General features: G+C 68.7%; 11 protein-coding genes. 8 read left to right on the top strand and 3 right to left on the bottom strand.

Translation table 11 applies throughout. From position 1 onward, the window contains the following. Position 1 precedes the first annotated feature (1 nt). The 7 genes from BM052_RS14585 to trxA all read left to right on the top strand — a co-directional run bounded on the left by BM052_RS14585 (position 2) and on the right by trxA (position 11,431). Positions 2-2,356, top strand: a complete 2,355-nt coding sequence (locus BM052_RS14585; protein ID WP_091148068.1) for a PAS domain-containing sensor histidine kinase — start codon at positions 2-4, stop codon at positions 2,354-2,356. 11 nt (positions 2,357-2,367) lie between these two features. Then, positions 2,368-2,823: a tRNA (adenosine(37)-N6)-threonylcarbamoyltransferase complex ATPase subunit type 1 TsaE gene (gene tsaE / locus BM052_RS14580; protein ID WP_091148067.1), complete on the top strand. Its 456-nt coding sequence runs from the start codon at positions 2,368-2,370 to the stop codon at positions 2,821-2,823. Then, complete coding sequence (locus tag BM052_RS14575; RefSeq protein ID WP_091148065.1) at positions 2,820-3,818, top strand: aminoglycoside phosphotransferase family protein; 999 nt, start codon at positions 2,820-2,822, stop codon at positions 3,816-3,818. The genes tsaE and BM052_RS14575 overlap by 4 nt, the downstream gene beginning before the upstream one ends. A gap of 13 nt (positions 3,819-3,831) precedes the next feature. Further along, positions 3,832-4,557: a nucleotidyltransferase family protein gene (locus tag BM052_RS14570; protein WP_091148064.1), complete on the top strand. Its 726-nt coding sequence runs from the start codon at positions 3,832-3,834 to the stop codon at positions 4,555-4,557. Beyond that, positions 4,550-7,534, top strand: coding sequence for a PD-(D/E)XK nuclease family protein (locus BM052_RS14565; RefSeq protein WP_091148062.1), 2,985 nt, complete (start codon positions 4,550-4,552; stop codon positions 7,532-7,534). Before BM052_RS14570 ends, BM052_RS14565 begins: the two co-directional genes overlap by 8 nt. Continuing rightward, a complete protein-coding gene (gene addA / locus BM052_RS14560) occupies positions 7,531-11,031 on the top strand; it encodes a double-strand break repair helicase AddA (protein WP_091148060.1) in 3,501 nt (1,166 codons plus the stop codon). Before BM052_RS14565 ends, addA begins: the two co-directional genes overlap by 4 nt. A gap of 79 nt (positions 11,032-11,110) precedes the next feature. Beyond that, complete coding sequence (trxA, locus tag BM052_RS14555; protein WP_091148058.1) at positions 11,111-11,431, top strand: thioredoxin; 321 nt, start codon at positions 11,111-11,113, stop codon at positions 11,429-11,431. Positions 11,432-11,586: 155 nt separating this feature from the next. On the opposite strand, the gene BM052_RS14550 is transcribed toward trxA, so the two are convergent. From BM052_RS14550 to argJ, 3 genes are read right to left on the bottom strand one after another with little or no spacing between them, the layout of a single operon-like run. Continuing rightward, positions 11,587-12,396, bottom strand: a complete 810-nt coding sequence (locus tag BM052_RS14550; protein ID WP_091148057.1) for an inositol monophosphatase family protein — start codon at positions 12,394-12,396, stop codon at positions 11,587-11,589. After that, positions 12,393-13,013 carry a glutathione S-transferase family protein gene (locus tag BM052_RS14545; protein ID WP_091148055.1) on the bottom strand — a complete coding sequence of 207 codons (621 nt, stop codon included), beginning with the start codon at positions 13,011-13,013 and terminating at the stop codon, positions 12,393-12,395. The genes BM052_RS14550 and BM052_RS14545 overlap by 4 nt, the downstream gene beginning before the upstream one ends. Beyond that, complete coding sequence (gene argJ / locus BM052_RS14540; protein WP_091148054.1) at positions 13,013-14,239, bottom strand: bifunctional glutamate N-acetyltransferase/amino-acid acetyltransferase ArgJ; 1,227 nt, start codon at positions 14,237-14,239, stop codon at positions 13,013-13,015. Before argJ ends, BM052_RS14545 begins: the two co-directional genes overlap by 1 nt. A gap of 49 nt (positions 14,240-14,288) precedes the next feature. Between argJ and BM052_RS14535 the strand changes: the two genes are divergently transcribed. Next, complete coding sequence (locus tag BM052_RS14535) at positions 14,289-14,624, top strand: hypothetical protein (RefSeq protein WP_255406164.1); 336 nt, start codon at positions 14,289-14,291, stop codon at positions 14,622-14,624. The last annotated feature ends 77 nt before the right edge of the window (positions 14,625-14,701 follow it).

Below are 14,701 nucleotides of genomic sequence, written 5' to 3'. Positions count from 1 at the left end.
GATGGATCTCAACCGTTTCCTGCCGCTGCTGATCGGCCTGCTGCTTGCCGCCTGGACACTGGCGGCGGCATGGGCGGTGCTGTCGGCGCGCGCGCGGGAAAAGCGGGCGGAGAACCAGCTGCGCTCGGCCCGCCGACTGGGGCGCATGGTGGAGGAATCGCCCGCGCTGCCCCTGCTGGTACGCTCGGACGGTCGGATCGAGGCATCTCCCCGGCTCGCGCAATGGCTCGGCCTGGATGCGGTGCCGCAGTACTTGTCCGAGCTTGACGGCAAGGGGCGGGGATTGCCGACGGAAAAGCTGGCCGAACTGACCGAGGCGGTGCGCCGCTGCCAGAAGACCGCCGCGCCGTTCCGGATGGTGGCGACGCCGCATGGATCGACCCGCAGCCTGGCACTGCGCGGGCACCTGGCCGACCCGCAGGTCTCGCCCGGCGGTGCGGCGCTGGTCTGGGTGTTCGATTTCAGCGATAGCGAGAGCGAACTCACCCGCCTGCGCGACGAGGCGGCGCGGGCGCGGGGGGATTTCCACGCGCTCGTTTCGCTGATCGAGGCAGCGCCGATGCCGATGTGGTTCCGCCGGCCGGACGGCGATCTGCAATTGGTCAACTCGGCTTACGTCGACGCAGTCGGGGCGCAGAGCGCGGAGACGGCCGTCACAAACGGGGTCGAACTGATCGAAACGGTCGACGGGCTCACACCGGCGCAAGTGGCTCGGCAGGCGGCGGCGAAAGGTGCGCCCGTGGAACGCATCGTCCACACCACCATCGCCGGCCAGCGCCGGGCAATGCGCGTCAGCGACCTGCCGCTCGGCGAGGATGGCGTCGCCGGCTACGCGGTGGATATCGAGGACATGGAGGAAATGTCGCGCTCGTTTCGCGCCTTCCGCGATGCCCAGCGCGCGCTGCTCGATCAGCTTTCCGCCGGAGTGGCCCAGTTCGATGCCCGCAAGCGGCTGACTTTCGCCAACCAGCCGTTCCAGCGCCTTTTCCGCCTCCCCGCGCACGGCATGCAGGATCCCCCGGCCTTCGAGCGCCTGCTGGATGCCGCGCGCGATGCCGGCCGGGTGCCGGAAGTCCGCGACTTTCCGGCCTGGCGGCGCGAGAAGGCGGCGTGGTTCGCCTCCGGCGATACTGGCGAGGAAGCGTGGATGCTGCCGGACGGCACGCACTTGCGCATCGTCGCCCAGCCATTGCCCGACGGCGGGCTGCTGCTGATCGTCGAGGATCGCACCGAGCAGCTGCGCCTTTCGGCGATGCGCGATACTTTGCTGCGCACCCGCACCGCGACGTTCGATAGCCTGTTCGAATCGATCGCGGTGTTCGCGCCGGACGGGCGGATGCAGCTCTGGAACCGCCGCTTCGCCGCCGACTGGGGCCTCGACAGCGAATTCCTGGACACCCATCCGCACATCGAAAGCCTGCTTGGGAAGATCGCCTCGCGTCTGAAGCGGCCGGCCGAGATGGAGACGGTGGGCAATGTCGTGCGCGCGGCAACGCTCGATCGCACCCAGAAGGGCGGCCGGATCGCGCTTGCCGACGGCCGGATGCTCGAATTCGCGGGGGTTCCGCTCCCCGACGGCAACGGCCTGCTCGCGGTGCTCGACATCACCGATTCGCAGAAGGCCGAAGACGCGCTGCGCGAAAGCAACGAAGCCTTGATCGAGGCGGATGCCATCAAGACGCGCTTCCTTGCCAACATGAGCTACGAACTGCGCAACCCGCTCACCTCGATCGGCGGATTTGCCGAGATGCTGCAAATCGGCCTGGGCGGCGATCTTACCGATGCCGGCAAGGACTATGTCGGCTCGATCCTGGAAGCCTCGGCACAGCTGGGCGAACATATCGACAGCCTGCTTGACCTTTCGCAGAGCGAGGCGGGCATGCTTCCGCTCAAGAAGGAAGAAATCGAGGTCATGCCCTTCGTGCGCGGCGTGGTGGAAGAGCGCGCCGCGCGGCTCGAAAAGGCAGGCCTCACGCTCGATGTGCAGGCCAATGGGCTGATGCGTCCGCTTTCCGCCGATCGGCGCCGGCTGGCGCGGGCGATCGGCCACCTTGTCGACAATGCCATCGCCGCGTCTCGGCGCGGCGGGCGCATTCTGGTGCAGCTGTCCCGCAGCAAGAGCGCACAAGGCGATCTCATGCAGATCCTGGTGCAGGACCAGGGCGCGGGCATGGACAGCCGCATCCTCGCCCGCGCGCTCGAGGGCATGAAGGTCAGCGCCGATGGCAAGAGCGTGGAGCGCCGCCAGGGCCTTGGCCTGCCGCTGGCGCGCCAGCTTGTCGAGGCGCACGGCGGCACGCTCAAGCTGGTCTCGGAGCCTGGCCAGGGCACCAGCGCGATCATCGAGCTGCCGTGAACGAGGGGCCAATGAAAATCGCGTTGCCCGACTTGGCCGCCATGAACCGCCTCGGACGCAATATCGCCGCTGCCTTGCGGCCGGGAGATGTCGTGGCGCTTTCCGGAGGGCTGGGGGCCGGCAAGACCACGCTGGCGCGCGCGATCATCGCCGCGCTGGGTTATGAAGGCGAGGTGCCTTCGCCCAGCTTCGCGATCGTCGAGCCCTATGCGCCGCCCGCCGTTCGCCTGCCGTTGGTCCACGCCGATTTCTATCGCCTGGCACACCCGCGCGAGGCCGAGGAGATCGGCCTGGACGACTATCGGGAAGGCGCGGCATTGCTGGCGGAATGGCCCGATCACGCCGGCGGCTTCGCCCACGAGCCGGCTTGCCTCTCGATCGCGCTGGAAATCGCGGAAGCTGGGCACGAAGGCAGGATCGCCATTGTCGAAGGCGGGGCCGATTGGCTAGGGCGGATGCCGCAATGACATCGAATCCGCCCGATCTGCCCGCCGATCTCGATTCCTTCCTCGCCGCCGCGGGCTGGGGCGGGGCGATGGTCGAGCCGCTGGTCGGCGACGCCTCGTTTCGCCGCTATCTTCGCATCCGCAAGGCCGATGGCGAGACCGCCATGCTGATGGACGCACCCCCGCCGAACGAGGATCCGGGACCGTTCCTGCGCGCCGCCCGCTGGCTCGATGCGAACGGCATGCGTGCGCCGCGCATCCTCGCCGAACGGCCGGAGCGCGGGCTGGTGCTGCTGGAGGATTTCGGTTCGGCGCGGATGCGCGACTACCTTGACCAGTGGCCCGATGACGAAGCGGCGATCTACGCCGGAGCCATCGATGCGCTGGTCCAGCTGCATGACCTGCCGCCGGGCCCTTTCCTCGACTATTCGATGAGCGAATATCAGCGCGAGGCGCGGCTGTTCATCGACTGGTACTGCACCGCGTCGAATCTCTATGTCGATGCGGCCGGCTTCGTGGCCGCCTGGGAAAAGGTGCTGAGCGAATTGCTGCCACGTCAGCGCCCCGGCGTCACGGTGCTGCGCGATTACCATGCCGAGAACATCATGCTGCTGGGCGCGCTGGAGAAGCAGGGCCTGCTCGATTTCCAGGACGCGCTGATCGGCCATCCCGCCTATGACCTCGTCTCGCTGCTGCAGGACGCCCGCCGCGACGTTTCGCCCGATCTGGAAGCGCGGATGTGCGAGCATTACCTGCGCGCCACCGGTATCGATGGAGATACCTTCCTGGCCGACTACGCACGGCTTGGGGCGCAGCGCAATACCAAGATCGTCGGCATCTTCGTGCGGCTGTGGCGGCGCGACGCCAAGCCGCGCTACCTGGACATGATCCCTCGCGTATGGGCGCAGTTGGAGCGAGACCTTGCGCATCCGGCGCTGGCGCCGGTGGCGGCGTGGTTCGATGCGAACATTCCGGCCGGACTGCGCAAAGCCAATGGCGGCTGCTTCGAAACATGAACGGAGTTCCTGAATGAACAGCGGGCCGCTCGCCAGCGATACGGCGATGATCCTGGCCGCCGGGCTGGGCAAGCGCATGCGCCCGCTCACCGCCGCCCAGCCGAAGCCGCTGGTGCGCGTGGCCGGGAAATCGCTGATCGACCATGCGCTGGACAAGCTGGAAAGCGCGGGCGTGGCCAAGGCCGTGGTCAACGTTCACTACCTTGCCGATGCCCTGGAAGGCCATCTCAAGGTTCGCAGCAGGGCGCCGCAAGTCCAGATCTCGGACGAGCGCGAACGGCTGCTCGAAACCGGCGGCGGCATGGTCAAGGCGGCGGCGCTGCTGCCCGATCCCTTCTTTTGCCTCAACAGCGACAATATCTGGCTTGATGGCCCCAATGATGCGTTCCGCGAGCTGTCGCGGGCGTGGGACCCTGAGCGGATGGACGCGCTGCTGCTGCTTGTCCCCCATCCGCGCGCGATGAACTATCGCGGTGAAGGCGATTTCCATCTCGATCCGGAAGGGCGGGTCACGCGCCGCAAGCGCGGCTACGTCGCGCCGTTCATCTACACCGGAATCCAGATCGTCTCGCATCGTCTGCTGCGCGACGCGCCCGAGGGGCCTTTCTCCACCAACCTGTTGTGGACCCGCGCGATCGAGGAAGGCCGGCTCTACGGCATTTCGCACATGGGCCTGTGGTTCGAGGTGGGCGATCCGGCGGCAATCAGGCCGACCGAGGAATGGATGATCCGTGCCTGAAAGGGCCGGGCCCAGAATCTACTCGATAGCCGCGCATCGCGGTTTTGCCGATGCCCTGGTGGCGGGATTGGTGCCGCGCTACGCCGAGCCGGAACTGGGCCTTGCCCGGCTGACCCTGCTGTTGCCGAGCCGCCGCACGGTGCGCACCGTGACCGAGGCTTTCGTCCGCCATTCGAGACCGGATCCGATGCGGGGGCTCCTGCTGCCGCGCATGGCCGTGGTCGGCGATCTCGATCTGGACGAGGCGCTGGGGCCGCTGCTCGATCCGCTGGGGGCGGCCGATATCCCGCCCGCCGCCGATCCGACCCGGCGCTGGCTGCGCCTTGCCCACTTCTTGCGCGAGGTGGAAGGGGAAAAGGCGGGCAGCGGCGCGGCCCTGCTGCGCCGTGCCTGGGAGATCGGCGGTGCCATGGACCGGCTGCTGGTGGAAGGCATCGCGCCGATCGACCTGATGTCGGAGAAAGTGATCGGCATCGTCGGCGATCTGGCCGGACACTGGAGCGACAATACGCGCACCTTCCTGATGGTGCAGCAATACTGGATTGCCGAACTCGCGGCACGAGGCGAAATCGATGCGCCGGAACGCCGCAACCGCCTGTTCGACCATGCCGCGCGGCGATGGCGGGAGGCGCCGCCGGCCCATCCGGTGGTCGCAGCCGGCGTGACCAGCGCCTCGCCCGCGCTGGCAAGGATGCTGCGGGTGGTAAGCGAACTGGAACGCGGCAGCGTGATCCTGCCGGACCTCGACTTGTCGCTCGCGCCCGAGGTCTGGGACGAACTGGGCACCGCCGGCGCCCCGGTGGACAAGGACGATCCGCCGTTCGGCCGTCATGACGCGGTGACGCATCCGCAATATCACCTCAAGCTGCTGCTGAACCGCATGGGCATCGCCCGCGAGGAAGTGCGGCCCTGGCACCGTGCGGGCCTGTCGGCGGCGGCGCCGGAGCGCAGCAGGGCGATCTCCAACTTGTTCCTGCCGCCACGGGCCTCTGCGAACTGGGCCGCCCTCAAGCCGGAACACCGCCGCCTTTCCGGGGTGCGGCTGATGGAATGTGCCCATCCCGGCGAAGAGGCGCAGGCCATCGCGGTGTTGATCCGCGAGGCGCTGGAAGTGCCCGAACGCCGGGTCGCGCTGGTCACGCCCGACCGGAGCCTGGCGGCGCGCGTCGTCGCCCATTTGCGCCGCTGGGAAATCGCGGCGGACGACACCGCCGGGCGGCCCTTGCCCCAGACCGCCGCCGGCCGCCTGCTGCTCCTGCTTGCGGAAGTCGTGGCCGAGCAGGCGGCGCCGGTGCCGCTGATCGCGTTGCTGGTCCATCCGCTGGCGGGAGGCGGCGAAGGGCGCGCGGGCTGGCTGGAGAATGCCCGCGGGCTTGACCTTGCGCTGCGGGGGCCGCGCCCCGGCGCGGGGCTTGCCCCGCTGGCCGCCATTGCCGGGGACCACGGGCTGGGCGACTGGTGGGGCGGGGTCGAGCCGATCCTGGCGCCGCTGTTCGCTGTCGGAGAGGCCGAGCCGCTGGCCGTGTTGCTGACCGGCCTAGCCCAAGCGGCAGAGGCCCTGTGCGGCGAGGCGATCTGGGCCGGGCCCGACGGCCGCGCGCTCGGCGCTTTCGTCGAGGAACTGCGCGAGGCGGCGGACGCGGCGGGAACCTTGCTCGATCCGCGCGATCTTCATGCCGTGCTGCGCGACGCGATGGACCGCGTCTCGGTGCGCCCGCCCTGGGGTGGCCATCCGCGAGTCGCGATCTACGGCCTGCTCGAAGCCCGCATGAGCCGCGCCGACCTGGTCATCTGCGGCGGTCTTGTCGAAGGTGTCTGGCCGGGGAGTCCGGGGCGGGATTCGCTCCTCCCGCCCGCCGTCCTGCGGGCGCTCGGCGTGCCTGGCGGGGACTTCCGCATCGGCCTTGCCGCGCACGATCTTGCCGCCACTCTGGGGGCGCCGGAAGTGGTCCTGAGCTGGGCACAGCGCGACGAAAGCGGGCCAGTGATCCCCTCCCGCTTCGTGCTGCGCGTCCGGGCCATGCTGGGCGACCAGGCGGGGCGGCACCTGGAGACCGAAGCCCCGCGCCTTGCCCGCCTGATCGACGATCCCGCCCCGGCGGCGCCACACCCGCGACCGCAACCGATGCCCTCGGCCGAGCAACGCAAGGTGGAAGTCTCGGTCACGGGACTCGACCGGCTGCGCGGCGATCCCTATCAGTTCTACGCCAATGCGATCCTGCATTTGCGCAAGCTCGACGGGCTCGATGCCGAGCCGACTCCGGCCTGGCAGGGCATTGCCGTTCACGCCATCCTGGAACGTTGGCACAAGGCCGGGGAACCGCAGGGCGGCCTCCACGCCATCGCCGAGGAGGTGCTCGACGAAATGAGCGCGCATCCGCTGATGCGCGTGCTGTGGCGGCCGCGCCTGCTCGAGGCGCTCACCTGGATCGACGGAGAGATCGCCGCGCAGAAGGAACAGGGGCGGCAGGTCATCGCGGTGGAGCAGTGGGGCGGCATGCGCCACCGCGACGTGCGGATCCACGGACGGGCTGATCGCATCGACCGGATGCCCGATGGAACCCTTGCGGTGGTCGATTACAAGACCGGCAAGCCGCCTTCGTCCCGGCGCGTGGAAGAAGGCTTCGCGCTGCAACTGGGCCTGATCGGCATGATCGCCGAGGCGGGCGGGTTCGAGGGTGTGACGGGCGAAGCCAAGGCTTTCGAATACTGGTCGCTCGGCAAGAAGAAGGACCGGCTCGGCTTCATCGAAACGCCGCTCAAGGTGGAAAGGAAACGCACCGGCATCGATCCGGACAGGTTCCTGCCGACCACTGGGTTCTTCCTCGACGATGCGCTCGACAAGTGGATCCTGGGCACCGAGCCGTTCACGGCGCGGCTCAATCCGGAACTCGGCAGCTACGCCGACTACGACCAGCTGATGCGGCTCGACGAGTGGATCACCGCGATGGGGGATGACGGGGAGGGCGCGACATGAGCGGCGCCGGTGCCGTCCATCCGCTCCACGGCAACCAGAAGCGCGCGGTCGATCCGCGCGAGACGGTGTGGCTTTCCGCTTCGGCCGGGACCGGCAAGACCCAGGTGCTCTCTTCCCGCGTGCTGCGGCTTTTGCTGCAGCCGGGGGTCGAGCCTTCGCAGATCCTGTGCCTCACTTTCACCAAGGCGGGCGCGACCGAAATGGCCGCGCGCATCAACGGCACGCTCGCGCAATGGGTGCGGCTTGGCGATCCGGAGCTGTTTGCCCGCCTTGATGCCATCGGCGCGCCGACCGACGCGGCGACGCTGGCCCATGCCCGCACGCTGTTCGCGTCGGTGCTCGATTGTCCCGGCGGCGGCCTTCGGATCGATACCATCCACGCCTTCTCGCAGTGGCTGCTCGCGACGTTTCCGCTCGAGGCCGAACTGACCCCCGGCAGCCGGCCGATGGAGGATCGCGAACGCGTGCTGCTGGCACGGCAGGTCCTGGCCGACTTGCTGGTCCATGCCGAGCGCGATCCGCTGGGCGATCCGCAATTGCTGCGGGCGGTGGAGCAGCTTTCGCTGCGGCATGGCCCCCCGGCCGTGGTCGGCTTTCTGCTGCGCTGCGCTTCGGCGCGCGAGGCGTGGATCGGCCCCGGAAGCTGGCAGGCGGGCGACATGCGCGCGAACGTGCTGCGCCTGCTGGGCCTGCCCGCCGATGCCAACGCCCCCTGGCTGGCGACGATGTGCGGCGACGGGGAGTTCGACGTCCAGTCGCTGCGCCGCTGCATGGAGGTCAATCATGCGTGGGGGACCAAGACGGGGCTCCAGAGCGTTGACACGATCAGTGAATGGCTGCTGGGCGATCCGGCGCAGCGATTGGCGGATATCGATGCGCTCGCGGGGGCCTTCCTGACGCAGAAAGGGGAGCCGCGTTCGAGCACTTCACAGGAAAAGATCGATCCCGGCTACCCCGATTGCTGCGCCCGGATCGTCGCCTGCATCGCCCGCATCCGCGCGGCGGCGGCGCTGCTGACGCTCGCCGAGCGCCTGATCCCCGCGCTGCGGCTCGGCCGGGCCTTCGCGCTGGCATGGGACGCGGCCAAGCAGCGCGAGGGGTTGATCGATTTCGACGACCAGATCCGCCGCGCCGCCGACCTGCTTGGCAACAAGGCGCAGGCCGACTGGATCCGCTACAAGCTGGACCGGCGCTTCGACCATATCCTGGTCGACGAGGCGCAGGACACCAATGCGGCGCAGTGGGACATCATATTCGCCATGGCGGAGGAGTTCTGGGCCGGGCTCGGCCAGCACGGCGACGTGATGCGCACGCTCTTCGTGGTGGGGGACTACAAGCAGGCGATTTTTCGTTTCCAGGGCACCAGTCCGGAAAACTTCCGCCGCGCCGCCGATCGCGTCCGGCGGGAAATGCGGCAGGCCGCCGAAAATGCGGAGATGCTGCGCAGCAACCAGCGCGCGCGCCGGATGATCGAGCTGGGGCTGGAGCGCAGCTTCCGCACCGCGCAGAACGTGCTCGATTTCGTCGATCGCGCGATCGCCGGCATCGGCCACGAAAGCTTTGGGCTCGACCGCGAGCCGGAGCCGCACGTGGGTGAGAAGCGCCCCGGATATGTCGCACTCTGGCGGCCAATCAGTGACATGCCTGACGAGGGCGACGAGGATGCGGGAGACGAAGAGCAGGAAGAGGACGGGGCGCAGACCTGGCTTTCGCGCCCCGATCGCAGGATGGCCGACAACATCGCCCGCCAGGTCAGGGGTTGGCTCGATCCGCACGGCCCCGGCTTCACGCTCGTCAAGGGCCGGCCGCGCCGGGCGACGGCGGGTGACGTCATGGTGCTGGTGCGCCAGCGCAAGGAACTGGCCGGGCTGATCGTCGCGCGCCTGCACGCCGCCGGCGTGCCGGTGGCGGGGGTGGACCGCCTGCGTCTTGGCGCGCCGCTGGCGGTGAAGGACCTGGTCGCGGCGCTGCGCTTCGCGGTGCAGCCGCTGGACGATCTCAACCTCGCCAGCCTGCTGGTCTCGCCGCTGGTGGGCTGGAGCCAGGAACAGTTGCTGCGGCACGGCTATCGGGACCGGCATGCGCACTTGTGGGATCACTTGCGCCGTTCGCGCGAATCGGACGTGGCGGCGGCGCTGCAGCAACTGGGCGATCTGCTGGCGCTGGCCGATTACGAGCCGCCGCAGGATCTGCTCCATTGGCTGCTGGTGGGCCCGTGGCAGGGCCGGCGCCGGCTGATCGCGCGGCTTGGCGGCGAGGCGGACGATCCGATCGACGAACTGGTCAATGCCGCCAAGGCCTATGCCGCCACCGGCACGCCGAGCCTGGCGGGCTTCCTCGCCTGGTTCGATGCGGGCGACGGTGAATTGAAGCGCGAAGCGGATAATGCGGCGGGCCTGGTGCGGGTGATGACCGTGCATGGATCGAAAGGCTTGCAGGCCCCCATCGTCATCCTGGCCGATGCCACCGGCAATCCCGAAAGCGCGCGCGAGCGAGGGCTGGACCTGCCCGATCCGGCCCATGAAGCGCGCGTGATCCCGCTGCCGCCGCTTTCGAGGGAAGAGAAGCAGGGCCGCATCGCCGAGCGGATCGAGGCCAACCGCAAGGCCGATGAGGAGGAGCACTGGCGGCTGCTCTACGTCGCCATGACCCGCGCGGAGGAAGCGCTGTTCGTCGGCGGCGCACTGGGCCGCCGGGATCGGGACGGGCCGCCGCCCAAGAGCTGGTACGCCCGGCTGCGCGAACTGTTTCCACCCGAAGCCGAAATGGCGGACCCGATCTGGGGCTCACGCTGCGAGCACGGCACCGCTGCCGGTCCCACCTTGGTCGAGGTCGTTTCGCCCCGATTGCCTCTGCGTACGCCGCTGCCGCCCTGGCTCGAACGCGTGCCGCCCGCCGAGCCGCGCCCGCCGCGTCCGCTCGCTCCCTCGGCACTGGGCGAGGACGATGCGCCCGATCCGCCGTTCCCACCAGGGGCAGGGCGCGAAGCCGCGCGGCGCGGCACGCTGGTGCACAAGCTGCTGGAACGGCTGCCTGAAGTCACCGCCGAAGCGCGCGCGGCGACGGGGCGGGCCTGGCTGGAGCGTAACGTGCCGGGCCTGTCAGATCACGACCGCGATGCGATGCTTGCCGCCGCGCTTCGCGTGCTGGCTCATCCCGACTGGGCCGATCTCTTCGCGCCGGGCAGCCTTGCCGAGGTTCCGGTCACCGCGGTCGTCGGCGGGCAAGTGGTGGCGGGCACCATCGACCGGCTGGTGGTGGAACCGGAGCGTGTGCGGCTGGTGGATTTCAAGACGGCGCGCCGTCCGCCGTCCTCGCTCGATCAGGTGCCGCCAGGCGTGCTTCGCCAGATGGGCGCTTACGCCGCCGCGCTGGAAGCCACGTTTCCGGGGCGGACGGTCGAGGTGGCGCTGCTCTACACCGCCACCCCGCACCTGATCGCCGTTCCCGCCGCGACGCTCGATCGTTACAAGCCGCACTTCACGCCCGCCGAGTAAAGCTATCCGGGAAACGGCGTTGCCTCCGGCTTTTTCATCCCTAGATTGCGGTCAATCCGCCATTCGAGGAGTCCATTTCATGTCAACCATTGCCGTCACCGATGCCAGCTTCGAGGACGATGTCCTGAAGGCCGACAAGCCCGTGCTTGTCGACTTCTGGGCGGACTGGTGCGGCCCATGCAAGATGATCGGCCCGGCCCTGGAGGAAATCTCCGAGGAACTGGCCGACAAGGTGACCATCGCCAAGATGGACATCATGGCCAACAGTGAGACGCCGATGCAATTCGGCGTGAAGTCGATTCCCTATCTCGTGCTGTTCCGGAACGGCGAAAAAGTGGCCGACAAGCTCGGCGCCGCGCCCAAGAGCGCGCTCAGGGGCTGGATCGAAGGCGCGCTGTAATACAGGTCTCGCCAAGCGAAACCCTTCTCCTTCCTTCGTCGCCGCGAGTCGCCGAAGGCGGCGCGGCAATCCAGGGGCAAGCGCTCTGGATCGCGTTGCGCCCGGCTCGCGGTGGCCAAGGAAGGAGACCAGCCTGGTTCCGCCGGGGCCTGGTGTCACGCCAGCGCCGCCAGCCGCCGTGCAAGATCGTCGAACAGCCGCTTCGAGGAGGCGCCGATGATCCCGGGCCGCTCGAATTCGTCGACGCGGTAGGCCGAACCGTCGGGCCGGGCGCAGCGCCCGCCCGCTTCGTTCAGGAACAGCGCGCCCGCCGCATGGTCCCAGGGCAGGGTGCGTTCGAACACCGAAACGTCGTTCGTTCCCAGTACCAGGCGCGGATATTGCTCGGCGGCGCAGCGCGGGATGTCGACGAGGCGATAATGCGGGGCGATGTGCTGGCGGATCTGTTCGCGCCGGGCCGGTTCAAGAAAGATCAGCGAGATCGCTGCGACCGGCAAGGCCTCGCCCGAGGATATCGCCATGACGCGCTCGCCGTTGACCCATGCGCCGGTGCCCTTGCCGGCGTGGCAGAATCGCCCGGTCAGGCAATCGAGGATCCAGCCCCCAAGCGTCTCGCCCCGATCGGCGAGCGCCACCAGGATGCCGAACGGCGGTTGACCGCCAGCGAAGTTGTTAGTGCCGTCAAGCGGATCGACGATCCAGCACAGGCCGTCCGTGAGCCGTCCAAGCACCGCGGCATCGGCGAATGCCGCTTCCTCGCCCACCACCGCCGCTTCCGGCAGCAGTGCGGAGAGGCGCTCGGTCAGCAGCGCCTCGCTTTCCCTGTCGGCCACGGTGACGACATCATCGGCGGCCTTGTTGTCGATCTGCGCGGAGGAAAGCGACCGGTAATAGGGCAGGATCGCGCGCTCGTTGGCCTCGCGCAGGATCGCCTCGACGGCGGCGGTGAGCGCGGGGGCGATCACGTCAGCGGGATCATGACCTGCCGGGCGTAGCCGGGACGTTCCCGAATCCGGGCGTACCATTCGGCGATCGCGGGAAATTCCGGCTTTTCGAAGGGCAGGCTGAACCAAGTATAGGCATAGACGCCCATGGGAATGTCGCCGATGCCGAACTGGCTGCCCGAGAGCCAGGGGCTTTCACCAAGATACCGCTCCATCACCGCGAGCTGCTTTGCGCACGAATCCATGTCGCGCGTGATCGCCGCCATGTCCCAGTCCGCCCTGGGCGTCCGCGCGAAGCTTAGGAAGGGGAGGCGCTGCGCGTCGGCATAAGTGACCTGCCAGTCCATCCAGCGATCGGCGCGTGCGCGCTGCGCGGGATCGGCGGGAAACCAGCGCTCGCCTCCATATTCGGCGGCCATATAACGCAGGATCGCGTTCGATTCCCACAGCGCGAGGTTGTCGTCCTCGATCATCGGCACCACCCGGTTCGGGTTCTTGGCGAGGTAGTCCTCGGTATAGCCGAACTGGCCGCCGATATCGCGGCGGACATAGTCCAGGCCCAGCTCCTCGGCGAACCAGACGACCTTCTTGACGTTGTGCGAGTTCAGCCGGCCCCAGACGGCGAATGACGTTTCCATCAGCTCCGGTAATCCGCGTTGATCGAGATGTAGCCATGGGTGAGGTCGCAGGTCCAGACCGTGGCCCGTCCCTCGCCCAGCCCCAGGTCGACTTCGATGGTTACATCCTGGCCCTTGAGGTGCGTGGCCACCGGCGCTTCGTCATAGTCCGCCAGCGGCAACCCCTCGCGCGCGGCCCAGAGGCCACCGAAACCGATCGAGAGCTTGTCCCGGTCCGCCGGTTCGCCGGCTTTGCCCACCGCCATGACGACACGGCCCCAGTTGGCGTCCTCGCCGGCGATGGCGGTCTTGACCAAGGGAGAATTGGCAATGGCCATTCCGACCTTGCGCGCGCTTTCGTCAGAGACCGCGCCGGTAACGGTGACGGCGATGAACTTGCTGGCCCCCTCGCCGTCGCGCACGACCAGGTGGGCGAGCTGGCGGCAAACGTCGTGGACGGCGGCGGCGAAGGCATCGGCGCCGGGGCTGTCGAACGAGGCAAGGGGGGCATTGCCGGCCTTGCCGGTCGCGAAGGCGAGCACGGTGTCGCTGGTCGAAGTATCCGAATCGACGGTGATGCACGAAAAGGTGCGCAAGTTCGCCGCCGCAAGGCATTCCTGCAGGAACCCGGGCTCCACTGCCGCGTCGGTGAACAGGTATCCCAGCATCGTCGCCATGTCCGGCGCGATCATGCCTGATCCCTTGATGATCGCGCTGATGGTGGCTTTGGTGCCGCCGATCATCGCGCTGGCCGTGGCGCCCTTGGGAAAGGTGTCGGTGGTGGAGATGGTGCGCGCGGCGTCCTCCCAGGAGCAGGGTTCGGCGATCAGCGCCGCGGCGACGCCTTCGCGCGCCTTGTCCTTGGGCAGCGGCACGCCGATCACGCCGGTCGAGGAGACGAACACCTGCTCCTTCGGACAGCCGAGGTGCGCCGCGACCTGATCCATGATCTGCTCCACCGCCTCGCGCCCGCGATAGCCGGTAAAGGCGTTGGAATTGCCCGCGTTCACCACCAGTGCCCGGGCCTTGCCGAGCTTCACGTTCTCGCGGCCGAGTTCGACTTCGCTCGAACAGCACTGGTTCCTGGTGAACACGCCGGCGACGGCGGTGCCTTCGTCGAGCGTGACGTAAGTAAGGTCGCAGCGCCCCCAGTCCTTGTACCCGGCGCGCACGACATGCGGGGTAACGCCCGCGATCGCCGGCAGGTCGGGGAAGGGCATGGCGAGCGGGGAGACGGGATGGGTCATGGCGCACGCGCCTAGCGTGTCGGCCCGACAGGTCAAGCGATGATCGATCGTGCGCAAACCGCGCCAGACGGTGGACTATTCGTCGCGTGCGTCCTATCTGCACCCGATGGCCACTCGCCTGCTCCTGACCCTGCTCGCCCTGTTGACGGGCCTTGCCGCACAGCTCGGCCCGGGGGAGGCGCGCGCCTCGCAGATCGCCAGCATGCAGGTTTCGGTGCTGGGAGATCGGACGGCGACGAGGGTGCCTCGCGCGCCGGTCGCGCTCGCCAGGTTGCCTGAGCCCGGCTTGCGCAATACCCGGCGCCATGCCCCGGCGCGGACAGCCGAACCGGTTGTGCATGCCATTCCCACGGTGCTCACCGGGATCGACCGCGCCCGCGAATAGCGCGCCGCCAGCACGGCCCGGCGCCGTCTCGCGCGCTTTGGCGCGCCAGCGCAAGCCGCGCGTATCACACTATCAAG

The organism is Novosphingobium sp. CF614 (genome assembly GCF_900113255.1).
Classification (GTDB): domain Bacteria; phylum Pseudomonadota; class Alphaproteobacteria; order Sphingomonadales; family Sphingomonadaceae; genus Novosphingobium.
Note: the sequence above shows the minus strand (reverse complement) of the source record. Positions and strands in the feature narration are given on the sequence as shown.

Excerpts from the sequence above, each read along its gene's own strand:
- BM052_RS14585 (WP_091148068.1), top strand. The coding sequence starts at position 2 with ATGGATCTCAACCGTTTCCTGCCGCTGCTGATCGGCCTGCTGCTTGCC.
- tsaE (WP_091148067.1), top strand. The coding sequence starts at position 2,368 with ATGAAAATCGCGTTGCCCGACTTGGCCGCCATGAACCGCCTCGGACGC.
- BM052_RS14575 (WP_091148065.1), top strand. The coding sequence starts at position 2,820 with ATGACATCGAATCCGCCCGATCTGCCCGCCGATCTCGATTCCTTCCTC.
- BM052_RS14570 (WP_091148064.1), top strand. The coding sequence starts at position 3,832 with ATGAACAGCGGGCCGCTCGCCAGCGATACGGCGATGATCCTGGCCGCC.
- addA (WP_091148060.1), top strand. The coding sequence starts at position 7,531 with ATGAGCGGCGCCGGTGCCGTCCATCCGCTCCACGGCAACCAGAAGCGC.
- trxA (WP_091148058.1), top strand. The coding sequence starts at position 11,111 with ATGTCAACCATTGCCGTCACCGATGCCAGCTTCGAGGACGATGTCCTG.
- BM052_RS14545 (WP_091148055.1), bottom strand. The coding sequence starts at position 13,013 with ATGGAAACGTCATTCGCCGTCTGGGGCCGGCTGAACTCGCACAACGTC.
- argJ (WP_091148054.1), bottom strand. The coding sequence starts at position 14,239 with ATGACCCATCCCGTCTCCCCGCTCGCCATGCCCTTCCCCGACCTGCCG.